The following is a 22,126-nucleotide window of genomic DNA, read 5'->3' as shown; positions in this document are numbered from 1 at the left end:
CACGGATGGGTGGCATCTGATCCGTGGTGCTGAGGAGCGCCGCTGCTCTGACCCGGGAGGTTCTTGCGGACGAACCGCCCCAGCGTGTCTGGAGACTCCAGCGTCGACGTCCGGCCCGCTGGATGAGGTGTCGGTTCGGTAGGTTGGGGGTGTGGAGAACACGCTGTCGGACAGTCCGGTCGTCGACCGGGGCTGGGACGCCGACGTCCTGCTCAAGGATGGACGGGTCGCCCAGCTCAGGCCCGTCGTCCCGTCCGACTCAGAGCGGCTCGTCGCCTTCTACTCCCGGGTCTCCGATGAGTCCAAGTACTACCGGTTCTTCGCGCCGTACCCGGAGCTCTCCGAGCGCGACATCGAGCGCTTCACCACGGTCGACCTGGACCGTCGCGTCGCCTTCGTGGTGACGCTGCACGACGACCTGATCGGCATCGGCCGCTACGACGCCGTCTCCGAGGACGAGGCCGAGGTGGCCTTCCTCGTGGAGGACGCCCACCAGGGACGCGGTGTGGGCCAGCTCCTGCTGGAGCATCTCGCGCAGGCCGGGCGCGAGCGGGGCATCAAGCGCTTCACGGCCGACGTCCTGCCCTCCAACACCCGGATGCTCCAGGTCTTCCGCGAGATGGGCTACCAGGTCGAGGGCAGCGTCGAGGACGGGGTGCAGACCCTGGCCTTCCGGATCGACCCCACGACGTCGGCGGTCGGTGTCATGCGCTCGCGAGAGCAGCGTGCCGAGGCGGCCTCGATCGAGCGGATCTTCGCCGCCCGCAGCATTGCCGTCGTCGGGGCCAGCCGCCGCGAGGACTCGATCGGCCTCGCCCTCGTGCGTGGGCTGGTGCTCGGCGACTTCCAAGGCGCCGTCTACGCCGTCAACTCCCAGGCAGAGTCCGTCTCCGGGCTCCCGGCGCACAAGAGCGTCAAAGACATCCCCGGCGAGGTGGACCTCGCGATCGTGGCCGTCCCCGCCGAGTCCGTCAACGACGTGGTGCTCGACTGCGCCGCCAAGGGCGTGCACGGACTGGTGGTGATCTCGGCGGGGTTCGCCGAGGAGGGGCCGGCCGGGCGCCGACGCCAGCGAGAGCTGCTCAACCTGTGCCGCTCCTACGGACTGCGGCTCATCGGCCCCAACTGCCTGGGCATCATCAACACCGCACACGACGTCCAGCTCAACGCCTCCCTCGCGCCGGCCATGCCGCCCCAGGGGCGTGTCGGCTTCTTCTGCCAGTCCGGTGCGCTGGGCACCGCCATCCTCGACTCCGTCGGACGCCGGGGGCTCGGACTGTCCACCTTCGTCTCCGCCGGCAACCGTGCCGACGTCTCCGGCAACGACCTCCTGCAGTACTGGCAGGAGGACGACGCCACCGAGGTGGTGCTGCTGTACCTGGAGTCCATCGGCAACCCGCGCAAGTTCTCTCGCATCGCCCGACGGGTCTCACGTGTCAAACCCGTCGTGGCGGTCAAGTCCGGCAGGTCGACGCAGGGCGTCCCCATGGGCCATGCGGTGCGGCGGTCCACCGCGCCGCAGGCCGCCGTCGATGCGATGTTCCGCCAGGCCGGCGTCGTGCAGGTCGACACCCTGGAGGAGATGTTCGACGTCGCGCAGCTGCTGGCGCACCAGCCGCTGCCGGCAGGAAACCGGCTGTGTGTCGTCGGCAACTCCGACGCCATGGGACTGCTCATCGCCGACGCTGCCGCGGCCTCGGGCCTGCAGGTGAGCGATCCCGTCTCGCTGGGAGCCGACGCCGGCGCGGACGACTTCGAGGTGGCGGTCGAGCAGGCGCTCGCCAATCCCGGCATCGACGCGCTGATGGTGGTCTACGTCCCGCCGCTGAACACCAGCGGCGAGGAGGTGGCCGACGTGCTGGCCTCCATCGGCGAGCAGTCCGACAAGCCGATCGTCTCCACCTTCCTCGGTACCGAGGGAGTTCCCGAGCTCCTGCGCGTCACCGACGTCCTGGGCGGCTCGGCCGGACGTGGATCCGTCCCCTCCTACCCGGCACCGGAGTCCGCCGTGCGTGCGCTGGCACGGGTCGTCAACTACGCCGAGTGGGTGGCCGGGGACGCAGGGGAGTTCCAGGCGCGCCTCGACCTGCGCACCGGCGATGCCCGCGCCATCGTCCGAGACGTGCTGCAGCGGGCTCCCCGAGGTGCCGTCCTGTCCACGGAGCAGACGCACGCCATCCTGCAGTGCTACGGCATCGACATGTGGACGTGGATGAACGTCCACACCAAGGACGAGGCGATCGCCGCGGGCGAGGAGCTCGGCTGGGACGTCGTGCTGAAGGCCGGCAGCGAGCACCTGCGGGCGCGGCCCGATCTCGCCCACATCTGGCGCGGCATCCACGACGCCGAGAGCATGGCCGAGGCGTGGGACAACCTCACCACCTGGACCGGCATGCGCCAGGAGACCCGCTTCTTCGTGCAGCGCAACGCCACGGACGGCATCCCGCTGTCCTTCAGTGTCACCGAGGACCCACTGTTCGGTCCATTGGTGTCCTTCGGGCTCAGCGGGGCACCCAGCGAGCTGCTCGGCGACCGCTCCTACGGCATCCCGCCGCTGACCGACGGTGACGCGGCCGCCATGATCTCAGGGCTCCGCTCGGCCCCGCTGCTGTACGGATACCGCGGCAGCGACGCCGTGGACATCGCCTCCGTGCAGGACCTGATCCTGCGGCTCGCGCTCATGAAGGACGACCTGCCCGAGATCGCCGAGCTCGATCTGGAGCCGGTCCTGGTCAACAACGACGGCCTCACCGTGCTGAGCGCGCGCGCCAAGGTCGTGCCGTCGGCCGACCGTCGCGGCGAGTGGTACGTGCGCCGGCTCAGCCAACCGGCGACGGGCGATACCCTCGCATGATGCGACGCGAGCGACCCACCGGTGTGTACGAGGAGATCTCCCGCAGCGGCTACTACCCGCAGATCGTGACCGAGGGTCTGCGCGACGCCCTCGCGGGCGAAGAGGTGCGGGCGCACGTGGTGCACCACGAGCCGACCTTCGACCGCGAGGAGATCCGTCGGCACATGACGGTGCTGGTGCTCACCGACTCCCGTGTGGTCCTGGTGCACACCGACGAGCACCCACCCGACGACCTCCTGCCGCGCCACTACACCTCCACCACGAGCGAGGCCGTGGCCATCGATCGCGTGCGCTCGGTCCTGGTCACCCGCATGGTCTCGGCCGAGACGCAGGAGCTCGAGGAAGCCGTGATGACGATCGGCTGGGGCGCGGTCTCGCACATCGACCTCGAACCGGCACGCTGCAGTGATCCCGACTGCGAGGCTGACCACGGGTACACCGGCAACCTCACCGGCGACGACTTCTCGCTGCGCCTCAGCGCCGCCGCCGACGGGGGCGGGGCACTGGAGAGGCTGCTGGAGTTCGCGCGGCGCCTGTCCGCGGCCACCACCGGCGCCGACCTCGCCGGTCGTGACGGATGACCGCCGCGCAGACCCCCGAGCGGTTCGCGGGGAGTCCCGCCGGGCCCGGCCTGCACGACGTCATGGTGTCGGTCGCGGCCGCTCTCGGTGTGCCCGGCTTCGACGACAGGCTCGGGCTGCCCGGCGCGCCACGCTACGTCGTGGTGCTGGTGGACGGACTCGGGGCCGATCTGCTGCGTGAGCACGCCGACGCCGCCCCGTTCCTGGCCGCACTCGCCGGCATCCCGGGCGTGCGCAGCGGCATCCCGTCGACGACTGCCACCAGCCTGACCTCGCTCGGCACGGGCCTGCAGGCCGGGCAGCACGGTGTCGTCGGCTACACCTCACGTGAGCCGGCGTCGGGTCGGCGGATCAACGCCCTGTCCTGGGCCGACGACGTCGACCCGTTGCAGTGGCAGCCCCACACCACCGTCCTCGAGCGGATGGTCGCCACCGGCATGGCGGCCTCGGTGGTCAACGACGCGGCGTTCGAGAGCAGCGGCCTGACGCTGTGCAGCCAGCGCGGCGTGCCCTTCCACGGCATCGGGTCCGTGTGGGAGCGGCAGGACGTCGTGCTCGACGTCGTGGAAGAGACCACCCGTGGCCTGGTGTACGCCTACGAGTCCCGTCTGGACCACACCGGACACCGGTACGGCTGCACCTCGGGGCAGTGGCGAGACATGCTCACCACGATCGACCACGACCTCGCCCGGCTGCGCGCCGAGCTACCGGTCGACACGGTGCTGCTGGTCACGTCCGACCACGGCATGGTGGACCTGCCGGACGAGGGGCGCTTCGACATGGAGAGCGTCCCGTCACTGCGCGACGACGTCACGCTCATCGCGGGGGAGGCGCGCTTTCGCCACGTGTACACCCGCAGCGGCGCCGAGCAGGACGTCGCCGGGCACTGGGCCGAGGTCCTGGGAGAGCGCGCCGTGGTGCGCACCCAGGAGGGGTTGGAGGACTGGCTCGGGCCGATCGACGAGCGGGTGCGGCCCCGCATCGGCGACGTCGTGGTCGCCGCGCTGGGCGACTTTGCGGTCTTCTCCTCGATGGACTTCGCCATCGAGTTCAAGATGGCCGGCTTCCACGGATCGATCACCGACGCCGAGCGGAACATCCCCGTCCTGGTGGCCCACTGAGCCGCAGTGACGTCGGGCGTTCAGACATCCCAGCCGAAGTCGACCAGCACCAGGTCCTTGCGCGTCACCACGTGGTAGCGGGCTCCTCCGGCCAGCAGCCGTGAGGACGAGCTGACGTGGAGCCTGCCCACCTCGTCGGCACGGAAGGTGATGCCACCGGAGTAGCCCGGAACGGCGAAGCGAATCTCCGCTGCCTCCAGGACGACGGCGGCGCTCGGTGCCCGCAGTGGCGTGCGCACGGGTGGGACCGCCAGCTCCTGCACGAGGTCGTCCAGGTGTCCGCTCTGACGTCGTAGCACGTCCGAGGGCTCCACCCGAGGCACCAGCAGGGCCATGAGGTGCTCGTGCCCTTGCTGCTTGGCGACGTCGTGGGCCGTCTGACCGGAGGAGTCCTCCAAGGTCGTGAGGGCGCCACGTGCGAGGAGCTCCTCCACCACGGTCACGGGGGCGCCGTGCCGGGCAGCATGGTGCAGGGGTGTGAACCATGAGGATCCACTCATCCGCCAGCTCGTCACCCCGCCGATCGGCGGGCTCTCCTCCAGCGCGAGTCGCACGGCCGCCCAGTCGGCGGCGCGCGCCGCGTCGGCGAGTCGCTGGGACCGGGCTACCAGGTGGTCCGGGTATGCCCCTGGCTCCAGGGCGCCGGGCCATTCGATCATCGAGCCACTCCTTCACATGTGTTGCCGACAGCTCGTCCAGCGTGCCCTACGCGCGCCCCGAGGTGGCGCTGGGAGGATGGTCGGCGTGGCGTCACTCGACTTCTACTCCGGCACGATGGACTGCGGCAAGAGCACCCTCGCGCTGCAGCTCGACCACAACCACCGATCCCGTGGCCGCGTCGGCCGGGTGTTCACCAGCCACGACCGGGCGGGGGAGGCCACGCTGTCCAGCCGACTGGGTCTGTCCGTGGACGCCGTGGAGGTGGGTGAGAGCTTCGGGTTCTGGGACTACATCGTCGACGAGCTCACCCAGGGAGGCCGCATCGACTACCTGGTGTGCGACGAGGCCCAGTTCTACACCCGGCGGCAGATTGAGGACCTGGCCAAGGTCGCCGACGAGCTGCGTATCGACGTCTTCTGCTTCGGCATCCTGACCGACTTCCGCAGTCGCCTGTTCGAGGGGTCGGCACGCCTGGTGGAGCTCGCCGACCGGGTCCACACCCTGCAGGTCGAGGCGCTGTGCTGGTGTGGTGAACGCGCCACCCACAACGCCCGTACCGCGGACGGCGAGATGGTGACCGAGGGCGACGTGATTGTCGTCGGCGACGTCGAGGGAGACGACCGGCCCGCACCGACGGTCGGCTATGAGGTGCTGTGCCGGCGCCACCACCGGCGTCGCATGACGGCTGCCACCGCCAAGGCGTCGGCGCTGTCGCCGGATGTTCTGCCGTTCGACTGACCGCCCCTCGGCCGACCGGCTCAGTCGTCGCGTCCGCCGAACATGATCTCGTCCCAGCTGGGAACGCGTCGCCGTTCGGCCTTCTTCTTGCGCGGAGCCACGGAGTCGTCCGGCACGGCGATGCGGGCCTGCTCCTCGGCGATCTCGTGCTCCAGCTCGTCGTCGGTCCCTGGCGGCTCGTCGGTTGCCTCGACGTCCTCCGGCTCCTCCTCCATGTCCTGCAGCGACAACTGTTGCTCCTGTGCGCGGCGGTCGCGGGCCTCCTTGATGGAGGAGATGCGGGCCGTCGGGGTCTGGGGGTCCTCGACGGCCACATCAGCGTCGACGTCCTCGCTGAGGACGGTGGGCACGAGTGGGTCCTGTGACTGCAGGGCGTCGGCGATGGCCATCTCCGAGGACTCCACCAGCGCGACGTCGCCCACCAGGTCGTGGGCGGGCTCGTCCGTGGGCAGCACGAAGCGGCTCTTGTGGTCGAACAGGAACGAGGCGCTGGCGCTCGAGCGCGGGGAGACGACGACCGTCCACCGGCCGTCCTCGCGCCGCCAGGCGTCCCACGCGGCATCGTCAGGGCTCTGTCCGTTCTCTGCGAGCTGCTCACCGACGATCGTGCCCAGCATGACGCCTGCGCCGCCGACGTGCTTGCGACGCACGGGCGTCTTGCGGGCCTGCTCGACCATGTACTCGCGCTCGGCCAGCACAGGACCGGCGAAGCCCTCGATCTGCTCCGTGGACACGCCGGCTGCCTCGGCGACCTCGGCGACTGACTCACCGCGGCGGATCCTGGTCTGGATGTCGCGGGGGCTGAGCGTGCTCTCCATCGTGAACTCCATCTGGCCGGACGAGCGCTCCCGGGATCGGGAGGCGGCGTCGATCAGGGCCCTCAGGCGACGATCGGCGGGAACGCGGAAGGACTCCTGACCGGAGGGGTCGCGCAACAGGACGTACCGCCCGTCCTCACTCAGTCGGTCGGGACCGAGATCGCGCATGTCGCCTCCCACGTCGTTCCAGACCATGGTAGGGAGCGGCGCCCGTGAAATCGGGTCGACACGCGCAAGGCGGACGACCGGCGGCACAGGGCCGAGCAGGGGGTGCCGGGCTGGTGGGCGGCATCCCGACCCCGGGAGTGCTACCGCCGGCACGACGCCGTGACCCTGAGATCGTTCAGGCCCCCGGCGGGGGTGCCGGGCCGTGGGCGGCATCCGGACCCCGGGAGTGCTACCGCCGGCACGACGCCGTGACCCTGAGATCGTTCAGGCCCCCGGCGGGGGTGCCGGGCCGTGGGCGGCATCCGGACCCCGGGAGTGCTACCGCCGGCACGACGCCGTACCTGAGATCGTTCAGGCCCCCGGCGGGGGTGCCGGGCCGTGGGCGGCATCCGGACCCCGGGAGTGCTACCGCCGGCACGACGCCGTGACCCTGAGATCGTTCAGGCCCCCGGCGGGGGTGCCGGGCCGTGGGCGGCATGATGAAGCCGTGCCCGATGTCTCCCTGGTGATGCTGGACCTGCTCGGCATCGTGGTGTTCGCGGCGACGGGTGCGCTCGTCGCGGTCCGCAAGGAGCTCGACGTCTTCGGTGCCCTGGTGCTGGGTGGCATCACCGGCCTCGGTGGCGGCATCGTGCGCGACCTTCTGATCGGCGCGGTCCCGCCAGCGGCCTTCGTCGACTGGCGCTACCTCGTGGCGCCGGTGGCCTCGTCGATCCTGGTGTTCTTCTTCCATCCCACGGTGGGTCGCATGGAGAAGCAGATCGGGGTGCTGGACGCGGTCGGCGCCGCCTTGTTCTGCGTCACCGGCGCGGTCAAGGCGCACGAGGCCGGGCTGGGTGTCCTGCCGGCCGCTCTGTGCGGGTTGGCCACCGCGATCGGCGGGGGCATGATGCGCGACGTCCTGGCCGGACGAGTGCCGGTGGTCTTCCGTGAGGAGCTCTACGCGACCCCGGCCTTCACTGGCGCGTTGCTCGCCGTCCTCGCGGCGGAACAGGGCCTGGGGGCCTGGACGTACGTCGTCGCCGCCGGTGTGTGCCTGGTGTGGCGCCTGCTGGCCCTGTGGCGTGGCTGGCGGGCTCCGCTGCCGCCGGGTGTCGACCGTGGCTGAGCGCTTCGCCGGCTACTCCACTCGGTGGTAGACCGCGAACTTGCCGCCGGGGCCGTCGACGACGTGTACGGGCGTCTTGAACACGCTGGTGAGTACGTCGTCGCGGATGATGTCCTCGGGCGTGCCATGCACGGCAACCCTGCCATCCTCCATGGCCACGATGTAGTCGCTGTAGGCGGCGGCGAAGTTGATGTCATGCAGCACGATCACCACTGTGCGGCCGAGCTCGTCGGCCGCCTTGCGTAGCTGCTGCATCATCTGCACCGAGTGCTGGGCATCGAGGTTGTTCAACGGCTCATCGAGCAGCAGGTAGTCGGTGTCCTGCGCGAGTACCATCGCGACGTACGCGCGCTGCCGCTGGCCACCCGAGAGCTGGTCGAGGAACCGTTGTTCGAGCTGGGTGAGGTCGAGGAAGTCGATGGCCTCGGAGATCTTGTCCTCGTCGTGCGGCGTGAGACGGCCTCCGCTGTAGGGGTACCGACCGAAGCTCACCAGCTGCCGCACGGTGAGTCGGGTGACGAAGTGGTTCTCCTGACGCAGGATGGAGACTGTCTTCGCGATCTGCTTCGAGGGCGTGCTGTGCACGTCCTGCCCATCGATCTCGACCGTGCCCTGATCGGGGGCTTGGAGTCGGCCCATCATGGTGAGGATGGTCGACTTGCCCGCGCCGTTCGGCCCGACGAGGCCGATGATGCCGCTGCCGTGGAGGTCGAGCGAGACCGGGCCGATCTGGACGTCGGCACCGTAGCGCTTGACGAGATTGGTCAGGCGGATCACAGCCGCCCCTTTCTGAGGATGACGATGAGGAAGACGGCGCCACCGATCAGCTCGACGATGATGGTGACGGTGTCCACCATCGAGAACACATGCCGGAGCAGGAAGTACGCGCCCGTCAGGATGACGTAGCCGAGGAGCCACGCCACTGGCAGGATTCGGCGGTGATCGTAGGTGTCAGTGGCCGAGTAGGCGAGCGTGGCGATGAGGAAGCCGAGAAATGTCATCGGTCCCACGAGCGACGTGCTCATCGCCATGAGGATCGCCACGAGGGTGAGCATCAGCATCAGCTGGCGTCGATGGTGCAGACCGAGGTTCTGGCTGATGTCACTGCCAAGCGCGATCACGTTCAGCCGACGGGCGAGCATCCAGATTCCGATGCCGACCGCCGCGCAGACGGGGATCACGAGCGAGAGGTACTCGGTGTTCGCATTGCCGACGTTGCCGAACAGGCGAGCCGTGAGGACATCGAACTCGTTCGGGTCGAGCATCCGCTGCATGAACGTCGACAGTGCGCCGAGGCCGGTGCCGATGATGATGCCGACCAGCAGCATCACGTGCAGATTGCCGAACCTGCCCGACAACAGCCAGGTGTAGAGCAGCACGGCGAACAGGACCATGACGCCCACCTGCAGCAGGAACCTGCCGAGACTGTCGAAGTTCGTCAACCCGGACACGCCGAAGAAGTAGACGATGCCGGTCTGGACGAGCACGTACATCGACTCGAACCCCATGATGGAGGGCGTGATGATGCGGTTGTGCGTGACCGTCTGGAACGTCACGGTCGCGAGTGCCTGGCAGAACGTGACCAGCGCGATCACGATGACGGACGTGCCCCGCATGGCGGTGATCCGCCACCAGGGTTCACTGAAGGGCTCCTGCGAGTTGCTCCAGCCCAGTGTCAGCAGCGTCAGCAGCACTGCGAGAGCGACGAGGCCCAGCAGGATGACGATGTAGCGCGAGCGGTGACTGCGGCTGGTGTAGGGGCCGACGCGGCGCTGCTCGACGACTGCGGTGTCAGCGTGCACCGGCGCTCCTTTGTCGCACGAGCAGAGTGATGAACACCGCCGCGCCCACGACACCAAGCACCAGTGAGACGGGCACCTCGAACGGCATGATCACGACCCGGCCGATGAGGTCACAGACCGTCACGATCCAGACACCGGTGAGGAACACCCAGGGGATGTTCGTGCGTAGGTTGTCGCCGCGCACCAGGGAGACCAGGTTCGGCACGATGAGACCGAGGAAGGGCAGTGCGCCGATCACCACGGTGACGACACCGGTCACGACCGCGACGAGCGCCACGCCGAGGAACACGATCCGCTCGTAGCTGAGACCCACGTTGGTCGCGACGTCCTTGCCGAGGCCGGCGACGGTGAACCGGTCCGCGAGGACCATGACCACGACCGCGATGGCCACCACGATCCACAGCGGCTCGTACCGGCCGGCCTCCACCCCCGTGAAGCGGCCCGCGAACCAGCTGCCGAGCATCTGCAGCAGGTCGTACCGCAGCGCGATGAACGTCGAGACGGCGCTGACGACCGCTCCGAACATGATGCCGACGATCGGCACGATGAGCGACGACTTCAGCGTGACGCGCCGCAGGAACGCGAAGAACACCATCGTGCCGACGAAGGCGAACATGATGGCGACGACCATCCTGGTCATGATGCCCGGGGACGGCAGCACCACGTAGGAGAGCAGGAGCCCGAGCCCGGCCCATTCGGTGGTGCCGACCGTGGTGGGCTCGACGAACCGGTTCTGCGTCATCAGCTGCATGACCAGCCCGGCCATCGCCATGCTCGCGCCCGCCAGTACGAGGGCCACCGTTCGTGGGATGCGCGTGATCCACACGAACTCACGGCCGGCGGCGTCGGTGATGTCGGCGACGCCGGTGAAGACGGAGACCGTCAGCAGGCCGAGAGTGAACGCCATCGCGAGGAGAAGTGGCCAGGTCTTGCGCCACCATGACTGGCCCATGACGGCGCGGCCCGACGACGAGAGCGCGTCAACCTTCGTGACGCGCCGCGTGGTGGGGGGAGAGGTCATGGAAGCGGCACTCCGATGGTGTCGTGCAGACGTGCGACTTCGTCACGGCCCCGGGGGCCGTGACGAAGTCGACAATGACGCATGCTGCTACTGCTGTGCGCTGGTGAACGCCTCGGCGAGACCCTCCAACACGTCCGTGAAGGCGACGAGGTCCTCGGTGAGGTAGTAGTCGCCGGGCATGACGTAGATCGCCTCGTTCTGGACGGCGGGCACGTTCGCCAGTGATGGCGACTCGGTGATGAGCTCCATCGCGGGCGTGGGCTCCTCCTCGTCGCCGGCCACGGCGGCGTCGCGATCCAGCACGAGGAGGAAGTCTGCGTTCGCCTGAGCGATGGCCTCGATCGAGATGTCGTCGCCCTGGTGGTTCGACGAGCCTTCGGCATCCAGCGCAGGTGTCAGGTTGAGCAGCTCGAAGAAGACGCTGGCGCCCCGGCCTTCGTCGGGGGACGCATAACGGATCTCGTTGGCGGTGGTGACCAGGCCCATCACGGTCGTCTCGGAGTCGTACGCTTCTCGTGCCTCGTCCGCCGCGGCGTGGAAGTCGTCGATCAGCGCTTGCGCCTCGTCCTGGTGCCCGAAGATCTCGCCCAGCAGCGTCACGGTCTCCACGACATACTCGTCGGCGCTGAGGTCGTCGTTCGTCATGTCGACGAAGGCGGCGTCAGGTGCGGCCTTCTGCAGGTCGTCCGCGTGATCCTGGTAGCGACCACCGCTGATGATCAGGTCGGGAGCTCCGGCGACGACCTGCTCGAAGTCAGGCTCGTGGTGCGTTCCGGTGTCGAGGATGGACTCGTCGGTACTCCATGGGTTGTTGTCGCTCATGAGAGAGCGGGCCGCGACGGTCGGCTGCACGCCCCACGACTCGAGAACGCCGAACGACTGGTTGTGGGTCACGGCGACACTGTCGGCGCTCTCGATCGTGACCTCGTGACCGGCCAGGTCGGTGACGGTGACGGGGAACTCGCCGCTCCCGGCGCCCTCATGGGATCCCTCGCCCTCGGCGCTGGAGCAGCCCGTCAGGGCGATGGTCGTGAGGGCCATACCGACGAGCGCGGTGACTCCGTGGCGCTTCGCTGTGGACATGTACGTCGTTTCCTCCGTGTCTAGGCCTACTTAGGTAAGCATTGCCTCAATAGGCTATCGGAGTCGACTGGTCGCCTGACGGGCGGCCCCAGCGGCGTGGCGTCAGTCCCGACGCGGGAGAACGGCGTCGAAGGATGCGTCGTGGTTGCCGAAGCGGTGCGTCGTGATGGACACCGCCTGCTCCCGCAGGAAGGGCAGCAGCTCGATGCGCCCGGACCACGTGACCTCCCCGGCGTGGACCGCGACGTCCGGGTCGCCGCCGACGGCGTCGGCCACCTCCAGGGCGAGCGGCTCCAGCAGGCGGATGCGGCTCGGTCGTTCCTCGGCCATCTGGGTGATCCACTCCGCGGGAGTCTGCACGACGTGTCCCGGGGCGAGACCCTCGGGCAACGCGACGGGGCTCGAGACCGTCACCTCGCCGCCGGCGCGCCTGGCGGCCGCCAGCACGCGCGCGGTCGCCAGGAGGTCGTCGCCGACGCGGATGTGCACCGGCACCGGGCGGTAGCGGAAGACGTTGCGCTCCACCCCGAGCCCGGAGACGTCCTTCTCCGCGCCGAACTCACGCTGCCAGGCCATCTCGTCCGATGCAGCGGCGGCGCGCAGCTGTTCGACGGCATCCGCATCCAGCGCCCGCGAAGCGGCCTCGACGAGCTGTGCGACACCGGAGCTCAGCTCGACGTCGTCGCCGCGTGAGCGCAACGGCTGCGGGTGCCAGGAGCCCAGGTGCGTGAGGTAGTTGGGGCCGCCGGCCTTGCAGGTGGTGCCGACCGACGAGCGCTTCCAGCCGCCGAACGGCTGGCGTTGCACGATGGCACCGGTGATGCCGCGGTTGACGTAGAGGTTTCCGGCCTCCACCCGGTCGATCCAGGTGTTGACCTCCTCGGGGTCCAGGGAGTGGATGCCAGCCGTCAGCCCGAAGTCGGTGGCGTTCTGCCACTCGATGGCCTGCTCGAGGTTCTCGGCGGCCATCAGGCCCAGGACGGGACCGAAGTACTCGGTGGTGTGGAACTCGCTGCCCGGACGCACGCCCAGCCGAACCCCCGGAGACCACAACCGGCCGGACTCGTCCAGCTGGTGGGGCTCGACCAGCCACTCCTCGCCCTCCCCGAGCGTGGTGAGCGCGTCGTGAAGCTTGCCCGTGGGTGGTTCCACGACCGGCCCCATGAGGACCTCCGGGTCGTGGGGCCAGCCGACCTTGGTCGAGGCGACGGCATCCAGGAGCTGCCGGCGGAACCGCTCGGACCCGGCCACCGAGCCGACGAGGATGCCGAGGCTCGCGGCCGAGCACTTCTGTCCCGCGTGCCCGAACGCACTGCGCACGAGGTCGTGGGCCGCGTGGTCGATGTCGGCGCTGGGCGTGACCACGAGCGCGTTCTTGCCGCTGGTCTCGGCCAGCAACGGCAGGTCGGACCGCCACGAACGGAACAGCTGAGCCGTCTGCCAGCCCCCGGTGAGGATGACGCGGTCCACCGACTCGTGCGAGATGAGCGACCGGCTGAGCTCGCCCTCCTCCATGCTGACGTAGCGCAGCACGTCGCGAGGGACGCCGCCCTGCCAGAGGGCCTCGACCACGACGGCCGCGCAGCGAGGGCTCTGCGGTGCCGGCTTGATGATGACGCCGCTGCCGGCGGCGAGCGCGGAGAGCACGGAGCCCGCCGGGATGGCCACCGGGAAGTTCCACGGAGGTGTCACGACGGTCAGCGCGGCCGGTTCGAACCGCGCACCGTCGACGACGTCGAGTCGGCGCGCTGACTCTGCGTAGTAGCGGGCGAAGTCGATCGCCTCACTCACCTCGACGTCGGCCTGGTCGATCGTCTTGCCGGTCTCGGCGGCCATGACCGCGATGAGGTCGCCGCGCCGTGCGGCGAGGGCGCCGGCTGCCTCGTGCAGGACCCATGAGCGCATGTCGGCGCCGCGCGCGGCCCACGCCTGACCGGACTGACGGGTCTGCTGGACCAGCGTCTCCAAGGACGCGGGACCGTGGACCTTGTTGTCATCGATCGTGCTCGTGCCCAGCTGCGTGTACGTGGAGCGGTGCAGCATCTGGCGACCCCACTCACGGTTGGCGGCGGTGGAGGGGTCGGTGTCCGGGGTGTTGGCAAAGCCCGTGCCACCGAGCGTGATGTGTTCCCCGTGCCGGTCCTGGTTGCGGTGCGGCGGCGGCACGGAGTCGTCGAGCGCCTTGAGGGACTCCACGAACCGGTCGGCCTCCCGCTGGAACGCCTCCTCGTCGGAGGCGAGGTCGAAGGCGGCCGACATGAAGTTCTCATCGCTCGCGTTCTCCTCCAGGCGACGCACGAGGTAGGAGATGGCGACATCGAACTCGTCGGGGTGCACGACCGGCGTGTAGAGCAGAAGGTTGCCGACGTCCTCGCGGACGCCGGAGGTCGGCCCGGAGTCCATGCCGAGCAGCATCTCGAACTCGATGCCGTCGGTGACGCCACGCTCGCGCGCCAGCTCCCAGGCGTACGCGATGTCGAACAGGTTCTGCCCGGCGACCCCGATGCGCACGGCGTCGATGCGCTCCGGAGTCATGGCCCAGCGCAGCACACGCTTGTAGTTGGTGTCGGACTCCTGCTTGGAGCCCCACGTGGCCAGCGGCCAGCCGTGCATGAGGGCGTCGACCCGCTCCATGGCGAGGTTGGCACCCTTGACGACCCTGACCTTCACGGGTGCGCCACCGGCCGCGCGGCGCGCCGCGGCCCAGGTCTGCACCTGCTGCATGGCCTCCACGGCGTCGGGGAGGTAGGCCTGCAGCACCAGGCCCGCCTCGAGGTCCGGGAAGCGGTCAAGCACGGTGAAGAAGACCGCGAGCGTGAGGTCGAGGTCGCGGTACTCCTCCATGTCGAGGTTGATGAACGAGCCGTCCTGGGCGGCCTGCTCGTACAGCGGGACCAGACGCTCGACGACGCGTTCGACGGTCTCGTCGAAGGCCCACATGGACAGCTGGCTGGCCACCGAGGAGACCTTGACCGAGACGTAGTCGACGTCGTCGCGTCTCAACAGCTCCAGGGTGTTGTCGCGGCGGCGGGTGGCCTCCTGCTCGCCCAGCACGGCCTCGCCGAGCAGGTTGATGTTGAGCCGGTCGCCTCGCTTGCGGAGCTTGGCGACGGTCTTGCCCAGCTTCTCCGGCCGGGCGTCGGCGATGAGATGGCCCACCATGCGTCGCAGGGTCCAGCGGGCGGTGCCCACCACGAGGGTCGGGAACAGCAGCGAGAACAGGGCGCCGGTCTTGATGAGGAGTCGCTGGAACCACGGCAGGAACCGCGGCGTTCCCTTGGCCAGGTGACGCAGGTTGTGGGCCGCTACGGCAGCGTCGTCGGGGCGGACCACGCGGTCGACGAAACCGATCGTGAACTCCAGCCCGGCGGGGTCCTTCAGGAGCTTGGCCAGGCGCTTGGCCGACCGGTCAGGCCGACGTCCACGCCCCCCGCGCGGGTCGATCCACGAGCGGACGAGGGCGATGCTGCGGTCGGCGAGTTCTGGTTCGGTCATGGCAGGCACAAGGCTAGGCCATACCGAGCCGGTCACGCTGCTCAACACCGGGCTGCGGAATCGGTGCCGTTCGCTGGTCCTGGCCCGGCGTCCCCGTCGGTGGGCCGGGCCAGAAGCTCCAGGCCACGACTGCGGCCATGGCAGCCGCCGCGAGCGGCACCAGGAAGCCGGTGCGTGCCCCCGCGTGGTCGACGACCCAGCCCACGACCGCGGCCCCGAGGGCGATGCCGGCCGACAGTGCCGTGATCGTCCAGGCCATGGCCTCGGTGAGCCGCGCAGGGTGTACGTACAGCTCGACGACGCTCATCGCCGCGATGAGCGTCGGCGCGATCATGAACCCGGCGAGGAACATCGCGGCGGTGAACCAGATGAGGCCCGGCACGACGAACAGGGGTGCGAACAGCCCGGTGAGGCCGAGGGTGGTCCACCGCAGGCGGGCCACCGGATCGGCCGGCGCGGCCAGGGCGCCCACCAGGACGCCGGCGATGAGGCTGCCGGCAGCCCAGACGGCGAGGATGCCGCCCGCCCAGGAACGATGCCCCTCGTCCGTGGCGAAGGCGACGACCACGACCTCCATGGAGCCGAACATCGTGCCCATGCCGATGGCGGCGAGCATGACCGGGCCCAGCACGCCCCACCCGATCGCGACCCGGCGCTGTGGCCCGGGTGGCTGCGCGGGCGGGTCCGTGGCGCGCTGGGCTGCGAAGGCCCACGCACCGAGGGTGCCGGCGAGCCCGGCGACCGCCAGTCCCGAGTAGGGCGCGACGCCGAGGGTCAGGAACGTCACGAGGACGGGCCCCACCACGAAGACCACCTCATCGAGCACTGCTTCCAGCGCGAACGCGGTGGGCACTCGGTCCCGTTCGTCGCGCAGGACGTACGTCCACCGGGACCTGACCATGGCTCCGGTCTGCGGCGTGGCGAGGCCGCCGAGCGCAGCGGCCAGGTGTGGCAGCGGGGCGCGGGCCTCGAGCTCGATGCTGAGCAGCAGGAGGCAGATCCCGACGGCGAACACCGCGCCGCTCAGCCACAGCACTCGGGCCTGGCCCCAGCGGTCGGCCAGGCGACCGTGCACGGGGGCGCACGCCGCGTGGGCCAGCACGAAGGACGCCGACACCAGTCCCGCCTGCCCGTACGAGCCTGTCCGATCCTGCACCAGCAGCACGATGCCGAGGGCGGCCATCGAGCTGGGGAACCGACCCACCAGGGCGCTCAGGCTGAAGAGTGCGGCCCCGGGGCGTCGGAGGATCGCCGCGTACGCGTTCATGCCGCCCCTCCTCGCACTCGACGGCCGGCTCGCGAAGGCACGGCCGGAGCAAGAGTAGCCGTCAGGGGAGGAGGGGCGTCATGGCAGCATGGCGCCATGGCTGCCCGTCCGTTCGACGCCCTGCTGCTCGTCTCCTTCGGGGGACCGGAGAAGCCGGAGGACGTCGTCCCGTTCCTGCAGAACGTCACTGCCGGGCGGGGCATCCCGCGCGAGCGGCTCGAGGAGGTGGGAGAGCACTACTTCCTGTTCGGAGGGAAGTCACCCCTCAACGACCTCAACCGCGAGCTGATCGGCGCCGTCGAGGCCGATCTGCGCGAGCACGACGTCGAGCTGCCCGTGTACTGGGGCAACCGCAACTGGGACCCGTACCTGCGCGACACGATGCAGCAGATGGTGGACGACGGGGTGCGTCGGGTTGCCTACTTCGTCACCAGCGCCTACTCGTCCTACTCCGGGTGCCGGCAGTACCGCGAGAACCTCGCGCAGGCCGCGGCCGGTCTCGACCTCGAGCTGGTGCGGCTGCGTCTGTACTTCAACCATCCCGGGTTCGTGGGTCCGTTCACCGAGGCCACCCAGCACGAGCTCGCACAGGCACCGGAGGGCACGCACGTCGTCTTCGTCACCCACTCCATCCCGGAGACCATGAACGATGCGAGCGGCGGCCCGGGTGTCGGTGCCTACCGGACCCAGCACGAGGAGGTTGCCCGGCTCGTGGCGGCCGGTGCCGGCGCACACGACTTCTCCCTCGCCTACTGCTCGCGCTCGGGCTCGCCGCACACCCCGTGGCTGGAGCCGGACGTCAACGACCATCTCGAGACCCTCGCGGACACGGGCGTCAGGTCAGTCGTCGTGGTGCCGATCGGGTTCGTCTCCGACCACATGGAGGTCATCTACGACCTCGACACCGAGGCGAGGAAGACCGCCGAGAAGCTGGGTCTGCGCTTCGCCCGAGCGGCCACGCCGGATCGGCACCCGGCCTTCGTGGCGATGATTCGTCAGCTCGCGCTCGAACGCGCAGCCGTGGCCGCCGACCCCGACACCCGGCGGGCCGTGGTGGGCGGTTGCCCACCCAACCCCGAGACCTGCGACGTCGGCTGCTGCGCCAACCCGCGGGCCGAGCTGCCGGCCGTGCCATGACCGAGCTGGTGGAGCTCGCCCGGGCCGTGGGGCTCGAGGCCGCCGACCTGGTCGCCGAGCGTCGTGGCACCGGCCGGGTGAGCGTCGCCGACACCAAGTCCAGCCCGACCGACGTGGTCACCGAGGTGGACCGGGCCGCCGAGGAGCTGATCCGCTCACGCCTGCTCGCCGCCCGACCCGACGACGGTTTCGTGGGGGAGGAAGGCGATGCCCTCGAGGGCACCAGCGGCGTGGACTGGGTCGTCGACCCGATCGACGGCACGGTGAACTTCGTCTACGGCATTCCCGTCTACGCCGTGTCCATCGCGGCCAGCATCGACGGTGAGGTGGTCGCAGGGTTCGTGGTCAACATCGTCACGCGCGAGCAGTGGGCTGCGGTGCGGGGCGGTGGCGCGTGGCGCTGGGACGGCACCTCCCGGCAACCGCTGCGGGCGCCGGCGCCCGCAGACCTCTCGCAGATGCTCGTCGGCACCGGGTTCAACTACGTGCGCGAGGTCCGGCTCCGGCAGGCGCAGGCCGTGGCGCGACTGCTCGGACACGTGCGTGATGTTCGTCGCCTCGGCTCGGCCGCGCTCGACCTGTGCGCCCTCGCCGAGGGACGGCTCGACGCGTACGTCGAGCAGGGTCTGCAGCCCTGGGACCTCGCGGCAGGAGGGCTCGTCGCCACCGAGTCGGGGATCGTGCTGCGCGGCCTGGACGGCCCGGCGGACGAGCGTCTGGTGATGGGTGCCCACCCGGCGGTGGCGCAGGAATATTTTGACCTTGTGGCGACTTGCGGCTTCTGACAGCGAAACCCGTGAACGGATGTGGCACAATCACGCCGGTTCACCACACACGGAGGGTTCATGGCTACCGACTACGACGCGCCTCGCAAAACCGAAGACGAGCAGTCCGAGGACAGCATCGAGGAGCTCAAGGCGCGCCGCCACGAGAAGAACTCTGGAAAGGTCGACGAGGACGAGGTCGAGGCCGCGGAATCGTTCGAGCTTCCGGGGGCTGACCTCTCGCACGAGGAGCTCGCGGTGCAGGTTGTTCCCAAGAAGTCGGACGAGTTCACATGCTCATCGTGCTTCCTGGTCCACCACCGCACCCAGCTCGCGAGCGAGAAGAACGGTCAGTTGATCTGCAAGGACTGCGCCTACTGAGAACGACGCCGGCGTCTGCGAGATCGCGAACGCTCGGCGTGCTTGATGTTCGACGGAGCCGGTTCCCCCAGGGGAGCCGGCTTCTTCATCGTCCCGGCGGCGCCTGCGCCCTTGATCGACGTCATGCCCGGCGGGAGGTTCCCGGTGGAGCGGACCCAGTAGTTCGCGGCCCAACGCCGAACCAGCACCTTGACCAGCTCGACCAGGGCGCCGCCGACGACCGCCCACGCGATGGCCTCCCTGGCGTCGACCTCCGGGTTGCGTCCGGTGGACGGGGGTTTGCGGCCGGTGGCGGCACGCCAGGTCAGCTGGGAGACCTCTCGCGCCAGCAGGCCGGCCGCGACGCTCGAGGCGCGGTCCAGCAGCTTCCAGGTGCTCTTGCCCCCACCCTTCTTGCTGTTCTTGCCCTCTGCGGCGCTGTCGGCCTTGCCCTTGCGCTTGTCACGCGTGGCCATCGGTGCCTCCCTGCTCGGCTTGGTCGGGACGATCCGGCGTGGTCCGGGCCCGGAGTGCGGCGGCGAGCTCTTGCGGACGGCGGGAGCTGACCAGCCAGTACGGCGTCGGATCGTGCGGGTCGTTGACGACGATCTTGACACCTTCGGGCAGGTACGCGCGGTGTACGAGCCAGGCCCGCGCGTCGGCACGAGCACCGTGCCACTCGCGCATGGCCGCGGCACCGAGCTCTTCCACGGGTCCCACGTGCTCGTGCGGCATCGATGCCCGGCCCACCCGCAGACCGTCGTCGTCGACGCAGATGAGCACCGCGCCGCCATGGGCCCACAGGGCCGCTGCGACCAGTGCGGCGATGCCTGCGGTGGCGACGGCGGCAGGCCAAGGGCCGGAGACGACGAGCACGAGCCAACCCCATGCTCCCGCGAAGACCAGTGCCCCGACCCACCATGTCGGCGGCGGGATCAGGCGTTCGCGGAAGCTGGGCACGGACCAAGCCTGCCGCACCAGGGCCCGGACCGGCGGCACCGGGGCTCGCGAGTAGTCTCGCCGCCATGGTCCCAGAGATGAACCGAGTCGAGATCACCCGCCTGGACCGCGGACTGCCGTTGCCGGCCTACGCCCGCGACGGCGACGCCGGACTGGACCTGCACGCCACGGATTCGTTCACGCTGGCGCCGGGGGAACGCCAGCTCGTCGGCACCGGGATCGCGATCGCCCTCCCGGCCGGTCATGCGGCGTTCGTGCACCCGCGCTCGGGACTCGCGCTGCGGCACGGACTCTCCGTCGTCAACGCGCCCGGCACGGTCGATGCCGGGTATCGGGGCGAGATCAAGGTGCTGCTCATCAACCACGACACCCGTGAGGCCGTCACCCTCCAGCGCGGTGACCGCATCGCCCAGCTCGTCGTGCAACGCGTGGAGCGGGCCGAGCTCGTCGAGGTCGATGCCCTCGCGGAGACCAGCCGTGGCGCCGGGGGCTACGGTTCGACCGGGACCAGCCCCAGCCCTGAGGATCCAGGGTCCGAGAACTCAGTCTTCGACGAGGAGGGCCGATGAGACGGCGCAAGCGCGAGCAGCAGGCCGCAGCCGCCCAGGACGAGACACCATCACCTGTCCCCGTCGCGCCCGAGGGTCGCCCGGACGGACCCTGGGACCGCAGCGAGAAGGAACCATCTGACCGGCACGTCGACCTCGGCTCCCTGCTGGTGCGCGGCCGCGTCGGCATCGAGCTACGGGTGCCCAAGGAGGGTGAGAACACCCCCACCGCAGTCGTCCTGCTGACCGAGGACTCCGGGCTGGAGCTCCGTGCCTTCGCCGCGCCTCGCAGTGGCGGGCTCTGGGACGACGTGCGCCCCGAGATGGCACAGGAGGTCGAACGACGCGACGGCACCTACGAAGAGGTCGAAGGGCCCTACGGGACCGAGCTGCACGTCCGTGTGCCCGCCAAGACGCCGGACGGCGAGGCCGGTGTGCAGCCCACCCGCATCGTCGTGGTCGAGGGGCCCCGCTGGATGCTGCGGGCGACCTTCCTCGGGCGCGCAGCGCTCGAACCCAGCGACGACGGCATCCTCGCCGAGACGCTCCGCGACACCATCGTCGTGCGCGGACCCGAGCCACGGCTCGCCCGCGAGGCGCTGCCGATCCAGGCCAAGGGCCTGGTGAGTCCCGAGGAGGCCCCTGAGGACGGCCCAGGCGACGATGGCGACGCAGCCCCCGAAGCCTCGAGCGACGACGGGGAACCCCAGTCATGAACCAGCACATCGAGACCGTCGAGGCGCTCGTCCGTCAGCAGCTCTCCAAGGCTCTCGGCGGCGGCCGGGGCGTCGTGGAGAGCGCCGTCCCCACCATCGCGTTCACGATCAGCTGGATCATCAGCAGCGACCTGCGTCGCTCACTCATCATCAGCATCGCGATCACGGTCCTGCTGCTCATCGTCCGCCTCGTGCAGCGCTCCACACCGCAGTTCGTGGTCACCGCGCTCGTCGGCATCGGCATCGCAGCCCTCTTCGCCGCTCGCAGCGGAGAGGCCCGCGACGTCTTCCTGCCCGGAATCCTCTACAACGGCGGATACGCCGTGGTCCTGATCGCCTCCATCCTCGTGGGATGGCCGCTGGTCGGGTTCATCATCGGCAGCATCACCGGGGAGGTCACCGAGTGGCACGACGAGCGGGGCATCGTGAAGCTGTGCTCCACGCTCACCTGGTTGCTCGCAGCGCCCTGCGTCCTGCGCGTCCTGGTGCAGTACCCCCTGTGGGCCACCGACCAGGTGGCGCTGCTCGGCACGTCCAAGATCGTCCTCGGCTGGCCGTTGCAGGTTGCCTCCTTCGCCGCCATGGCCTGGGTGCTCAGCCGTGACCGAACCCCCATCGGGGAGAGCTCCGGCGACGACGCCGAACCGTCGCCTGGGGCATGAGCCGTGCCTGAGCTCGCCGTGGGTGAGGCTCTTCCTGTGGTCGAGGTGGGCCCTGTCGCCCGCTGTGTTGATGGTGCGCTTCGCGCACGCGTGGTCGCCGGGGCTGTTCGGGGAGACGTCCATGGTGGGTGAGGCTCTCCCAGTGGTCGAGGTGGGCCCCGTCGCCCGCTGTGTCGATGGTGCGCTCCGCGCACGCGTGGTCGCCGGGGCCGTTCGGGGAGACGTCCATGGTGGGTGAGGCTCTCCCAGTGGTCGAGGTCGGC

21 protein-coding genes are annotated in these 22,126 nt (G+C 69.8%); 11 read left to right on the top strand and 10 right to left on the bottom strand.

The features are described 5' to 3' along the window. Positions 1-151: 151 nt before the first annotated feature. From ACEVFP_RS10395 to ACEVFP_RS10385, 3 genes are read left to right on the top strand one after another with little or no spacing between them, the layout of a single operon-like run. Positions 152-2,854, top strand: coding sequence for a GNAT family N-acetyltransferase (locus tag ACEVFP_RS10395; protein ID WP_374999389.1), 2,703 nt, complete (start codon positions 152-154; stop codon positions 2,852-2,854). After that, positions 2,854-3,435 carry a DUF5998 family protein gene (locus ACEVFP_RS10390; protein WP_374999388.1) on the top strand — a complete coding sequence of 194 codons (582 nt, stop codon included), beginning with the start codon at positions 2,854-2,856 and terminating at the stop codon, positions 3,433-3,435. The genes ACEVFP_RS10395 and ACEVFP_RS10390 overlap by 1 nt, the downstream gene beginning before the upstream one ends. Next, the gene (locus tag ACEVFP_RS10385; protein WP_374999387.1) at positions 3,432-4,556 is read left to right on the top strand and encodes an alkaline phosphatase family protein; all 1,125 of its coding nucleotides are present in this window, start codon (positions 3,432-3,434) and stop codon (positions 4,554-4,556) included. Before ACEVFP_RS10390 ends, ACEVFP_RS10385 begins: the two co-directional genes overlap by 4 nt. Positions 4,557-4,576: 20 nt before the next feature. On the opposite strand, the gene ACEVFP_RS10380 is transcribed toward ACEVFP_RS10385, so the two are convergent. Further along, positions 4,577-5,215, bottom strand: coding sequence for a hypothetical protein (locus ACEVFP_RS10380; RefSeq protein ID WP_374999386.1), 639 nt, complete (start codon positions 5,213-5,215; stop codon positions 4,577-4,579). Between the two features lie 76 nt (positions 5,216-5,291). On the opposite strand from ACEVFP_RS10380, the gene ACEVFP_RS10375 reads away from it, so the two are divergent. Beyond that, positions 5,292-5,954, top strand: a complete 663-nt coding sequence (locus ACEVFP_RS10375; protein WP_374999385.1) for a thymidine kinase — start codon at positions 5,292-5,294, stop codon at positions 5,952-5,954. 20 nt (positions 5,955-5,974) lie between these two features. Here ACEVFP_RS10375 and sepH read toward each other — a convergent pair whose 3' ends face one another. Further along, positions 5,975-6,940, bottom strand: a complete 966-nt coding sequence (sepH, locus tag ACEVFP_RS10370) for a septation protein SepH (RefSeq protein ID WP_374999384.1) — start codon at positions 6,938-6,940, stop codon at positions 5,975-5,977. A 487-nt stretch (positions 6,941-7,427) separates the two neighbouring features. Here sepH and ACEVFP_RS10365 point away from each other — a divergent pair, with 487 nt between their 5' ends. Then, positions 7,428-8,048 carry a trimeric intracellular cation channel family protein gene (locus tag ACEVFP_RS10365; protein WP_374999383.1) on the top strand — a complete coding sequence of 207 codons (621 nt, stop codon included), beginning with the start codon at positions 7,428-7,430 and terminating at the stop codon, positions 8,046-8,048. A 12-nt stretch (positions 8,049-8,060) separates the two neighbouring features. Here ACEVFP_RS10365 and ACEVFP_RS10360 read toward each other — a convergent pair whose 3' ends face one another. From ACEVFP_RS10360 to ACEVFP_RS10335, 6 genes are all read right to left on the bottom strand, one after another. Then, positions 8,061-8,825: an ABC transporter ATP-binding protein gene (locus ACEVFP_RS10360; RefSeq protein WP_374999382.1), complete on the bottom strand. Its 765-nt coding sequence runs from the start codon at positions 8,823-8,825 to the stop codon at positions 8,061-8,063. Further along, positions 8,822-9,850 carry an iron chelate uptake ABC transporter family permease subunit gene (locus tag ACEVFP_RS10355; protein ID WP_374999381.1) on the bottom strand — a complete coding sequence of 343 codons (1,029 nt, stop codon included), beginning with the start codon at positions 9,848-9,850 and terminating at the stop codon, positions 8,822-8,824. Before ACEVFP_RS10355 ends, ACEVFP_RS10360 begins: the two co-directional genes overlap by 4 nt. Beyond that, the gene (locus ACEVFP_RS10350; RefSeq protein WP_374999380.1) at positions 9,840-10,871 is read right to left on the bottom strand and encodes an ABC transporter permease; all 1,032 of its coding nucleotides are present in this window, start codon (positions 10,869-10,871) and stop codon (positions 9,840-9,842) included. Before ACEVFP_RS10350 ends, ACEVFP_RS10355 begins: the two co-directional genes overlap by 11 nt. An 87-nt stretch (positions 10,872-10,958) precedes the next feature. After that, positions 10,959-11,954 (bottom strand): ABC transporter substrate-binding protein, encoded by a 996-nt coding sequence (locus ACEVFP_RS10345; RefSeq protein ID WP_374999379.1) that lies wholly within the window; start codon positions 11,952-11,954, stop codon positions 10,959-10,961. Positions 11,955-12,056: 102 nt separating this feature from the next. Further along, entirely contained in the window at positions 12,057-15,449 is a 3,393-nt protein-coding gene (locus ACEVFP_RS10340; RefSeq protein WP_374999378.1) for a bifunctional proline dehydrogenase/L-glutamate gamma-semialdehyde dehydrogenase, read from the bottom strand. A gap of 13 nt (positions 15,450-15,462) precedes the next feature. Further along, positions 15,463-16,716 carry an MFS transporter gene (locus ACEVFP_RS10335; protein WP_374999377.1) on the bottom strand — a complete coding sequence of 418 codons (1,254 nt, stop codon included), beginning with the start codon at positions 16,714-16,716 and terminating at the stop codon, positions 15,463-15,465. A 96-nt stretch (positions 16,717-16,812) separates the two neighbouring features. On the opposite strand from ACEVFP_RS10335, the gene ACEVFP_RS10330 reads away from it, so the two are divergent. The 3 genes from ACEVFP_RS10330 to ACEVFP_RS10320 are packed head-to-tail and all read left to right on the top strand — an operon-like array spanning position 16,813 to position 18,998. After that, positions 16,813-17,853, top strand: a complete 1,041-nt coding sequence (locus tag ACEVFP_RS10330; protein ID WP_374999376.1) for a ferrochelatase — start codon at positions 16,813-16,815, stop codon at positions 17,851-17,853. Next, entirely contained in the window at positions 17,850-18,638 is a 789-nt protein-coding gene (locus ACEVFP_RS10325) for an inositol monophosphatase family protein (RefSeq protein WP_374999375.1), read from the top strand. The genes ACEVFP_RS10330 and ACEVFP_RS10325 overlap by 4 nt, the downstream gene beginning before the upstream one ends. A gap of 60 nt (positions 18,639-18,698) precedes the next feature. Next, the gene (locus tag ACEVFP_RS10320; RefSeq protein WP_374999374.1) at positions 18,699-18,998 is read left to right on the top strand and encodes a DUF4193 domain-containing protein; all 300 of its coding nucleotides are present in this window, start codon (positions 18,699-18,701) and stop codon (positions 18,996-18,998) included. On the opposite strand, the gene ACEVFP_RS10315 is transcribed toward ACEVFP_RS10320, so the two are convergent. Further along, complete coding sequence (locus ACEVFP_RS10315) at positions 18,992-19,453, bottom strand: DUF4235 domain-containing protein (RefSeq protein ID WP_374999373.1); 462 nt, start codon at positions 19,451-19,453, stop codon at positions 18,992-18,994. The genes ACEVFP_RS10320 and ACEVFP_RS10315 overlap by 7 nt on opposite strands. Then, entirely contained in the window at positions 19,440-19,937 is a 498-nt protein-coding gene (locus ACEVFP_RS10310; RefSeq protein WP_374999372.1) for a DUF3093 domain-containing protein, read from the bottom strand. The genes ACEVFP_RS10315 and ACEVFP_RS10310 overlap by 14 nt, the downstream gene beginning before the upstream one ends. A gap of 65 nt (positions 19,938-20,002) precedes the next feature. Between ACEVFP_RS10310 and dut the strand changes: the two genes are divergently transcribed. Genes dut through ACEVFP_RS10295 form a run of 3 tightly spaced genes read left to right on the top strand, consistent with a single transcriptional unit; the run spans position 20,003 to position 21,863 of the window. Then, positions 20,003-20,506 carry a dUTP diphosphatase gene (gene dut / locus ACEVFP_RS10305; RefSeq protein ID WP_374999371.1) on the top strand — a complete coding sequence of 168 codons (504 nt, stop codon included), beginning with the start codon at positions 20,003-20,005 and terminating at the stop codon, positions 20,504-20,506. After that, positions 20,503-21,201, top strand: coding sequence for a DUF3710 domain-containing protein (locus tag ACEVFP_RS10300; RefSeq protein ID WP_374999370.1), 699 nt, complete (start codon positions 20,503-20,505; stop codon positions 21,199-21,201). The genes dut and ACEVFP_RS10300 overlap by 4 nt, the downstream gene beginning before the upstream one ends. Next, positions 21,198-21,863, top strand: coding sequence for a DUF3159 domain-containing protein (locus ACEVFP_RS10295; RefSeq protein WP_374999369.1), 666 nt, complete (start codon positions 21,198-21,200; stop codon positions 21,861-21,863). Before ACEVFP_RS10300 ends, ACEVFP_RS10295 begins: the two co-directional genes overlap by 4 nt. Positions 21,864-22,126 lie beyond the last annotated feature (263 nt).

The sequence above is a fragment of the Aeromicrobium sp. CTD01-1L150 genome, assembly GCF_041951745.1.
In the GTDB taxonomy this organism is placed as follows: domain Bacteria; phylum Actinomycetota; class Actinomycetes; order Propionibacteriales; family Nocardioidaceae; genus Aeromicrobium.
Note: the sequence above shows the minus strand (reverse complement) of the source record. Positions and strands in the feature narration are given on the sequence as shown.

Excerpts from the sequence above, each read along its gene's own strand:
- ACEVFP_RS10335 (WP_374999377.1), bottom strand. The coding sequence starts at position 16,716 with ATGAACGCGTACGCGGCGATCCTCCGACGCCCCGGGGCCGCACTCTTC.
- ACEVFP_RS10385 (WP_374999387.1), top strand. The coding sequence starts at position 3,432 with ATGACCGCCGCGCAGACCCCCGAGCGGTTCGCGGGGAGTCCCGCCGGG.
- ACEVFP_RS10350 (WP_374999380.1), bottom strand. The coding sequence starts at position 10,871 with ATGACCTCTCCCCCCACCACGCGGCGCGTCACGAAGGTTGACGCGCTC.
- ACEVFP_RS10340 (WP_374999378.1), bottom strand. The coding sequence starts at position 15,449 with ATGACCGAACCAGAACTCGCCGACCGCAGCATCGCCCTCGTCCGCTCG.
- ACEVFP_RS10345 (WP_374999379.1), bottom strand. The coding sequence starts at position 11,954 with ATGTCCACAGCGAAGCGCCACGGAGTCACCGCGCTCGTCGGTATGGCC.
- ACEVFP_RS10320 (WP_374999374.1), top strand. The coding sequence starts at position 18,699 with ATGGCTACCGACTACGACGCGCCTCGCAAAACCGAAGACGAGCAGTCC.
- ACEVFP_RS10300 (WP_374999370.1), top strand. The coding sequence starts at position 20,503 with ATGAGACGGCGCAAGCGCGAGCAGCAGGCCGCAGCCGCCCAGGACGAG.
- ACEVFP_RS10295 (WP_374999369.1), top strand. The coding sequence starts at position 21,198 with ATGAACCAGCACATCGAGACCGTCGAGGCGCTCGTCCGTCAGCAGCTC.
- ACEVFP_RS10390 (WP_374999388.1), top strand. The coding sequence starts at position 2,854 with ATGCGACGCGAGCGACCCACCGGTGTGTACGAGGAGATCTCCCGCAGC.
- ACEVFP_RS10375 (WP_374999385.1), top strand. The coding sequence starts at position 5,292 with ATGGTCGGCGTGGCGTCACTCGACTTCTACTCCGGCACGATGGACTGC.
- sepH (WP_374999384.1), bottom strand. The coding sequence starts at position 6,940 with ATGCGCGATCTCGGTCCCGACCGACTGAGTGAGGACGGGCGGTACGTC.
- ACEVFP_RS10330 (WP_374999376.1), top strand. The coding sequence starts at position 16,813 with ATGGCTGCCCGTCCGTTCGACGCCCTGCTGCTCGTCTCCTTCGGGGGA.
- ACEVFP_RS10380 (WP_374999386.1), bottom strand. The coding sequence starts at position 5,215 with ATGATCGAATGGCCCGGCGCCCTGGAGCCAGGGGCATACCCGGACCAC.
- ACEVFP_RS10325 (WP_374999375.1), top strand. The coding sequence starts at position 17,850 with ATGACCGAGCTGGTGGAGCTCGCCCGGGCCGTGGGGCTCGAGGCCGCC.
- dut (WP_374999371.1), top strand. The coding sequence starts at position 20,003 with ATGGTCCCAGAGATGAACCGAGTCGAGATCACCCGCCTGGACCGCGGA.
- ACEVFP_RS10315 (WP_374999373.1), bottom strand. The coding sequence starts at position 19,453 with ATGGCCACGCGTGACAAGCGCAAGGGCAAGGCCGACAGCGCCGCAGAG.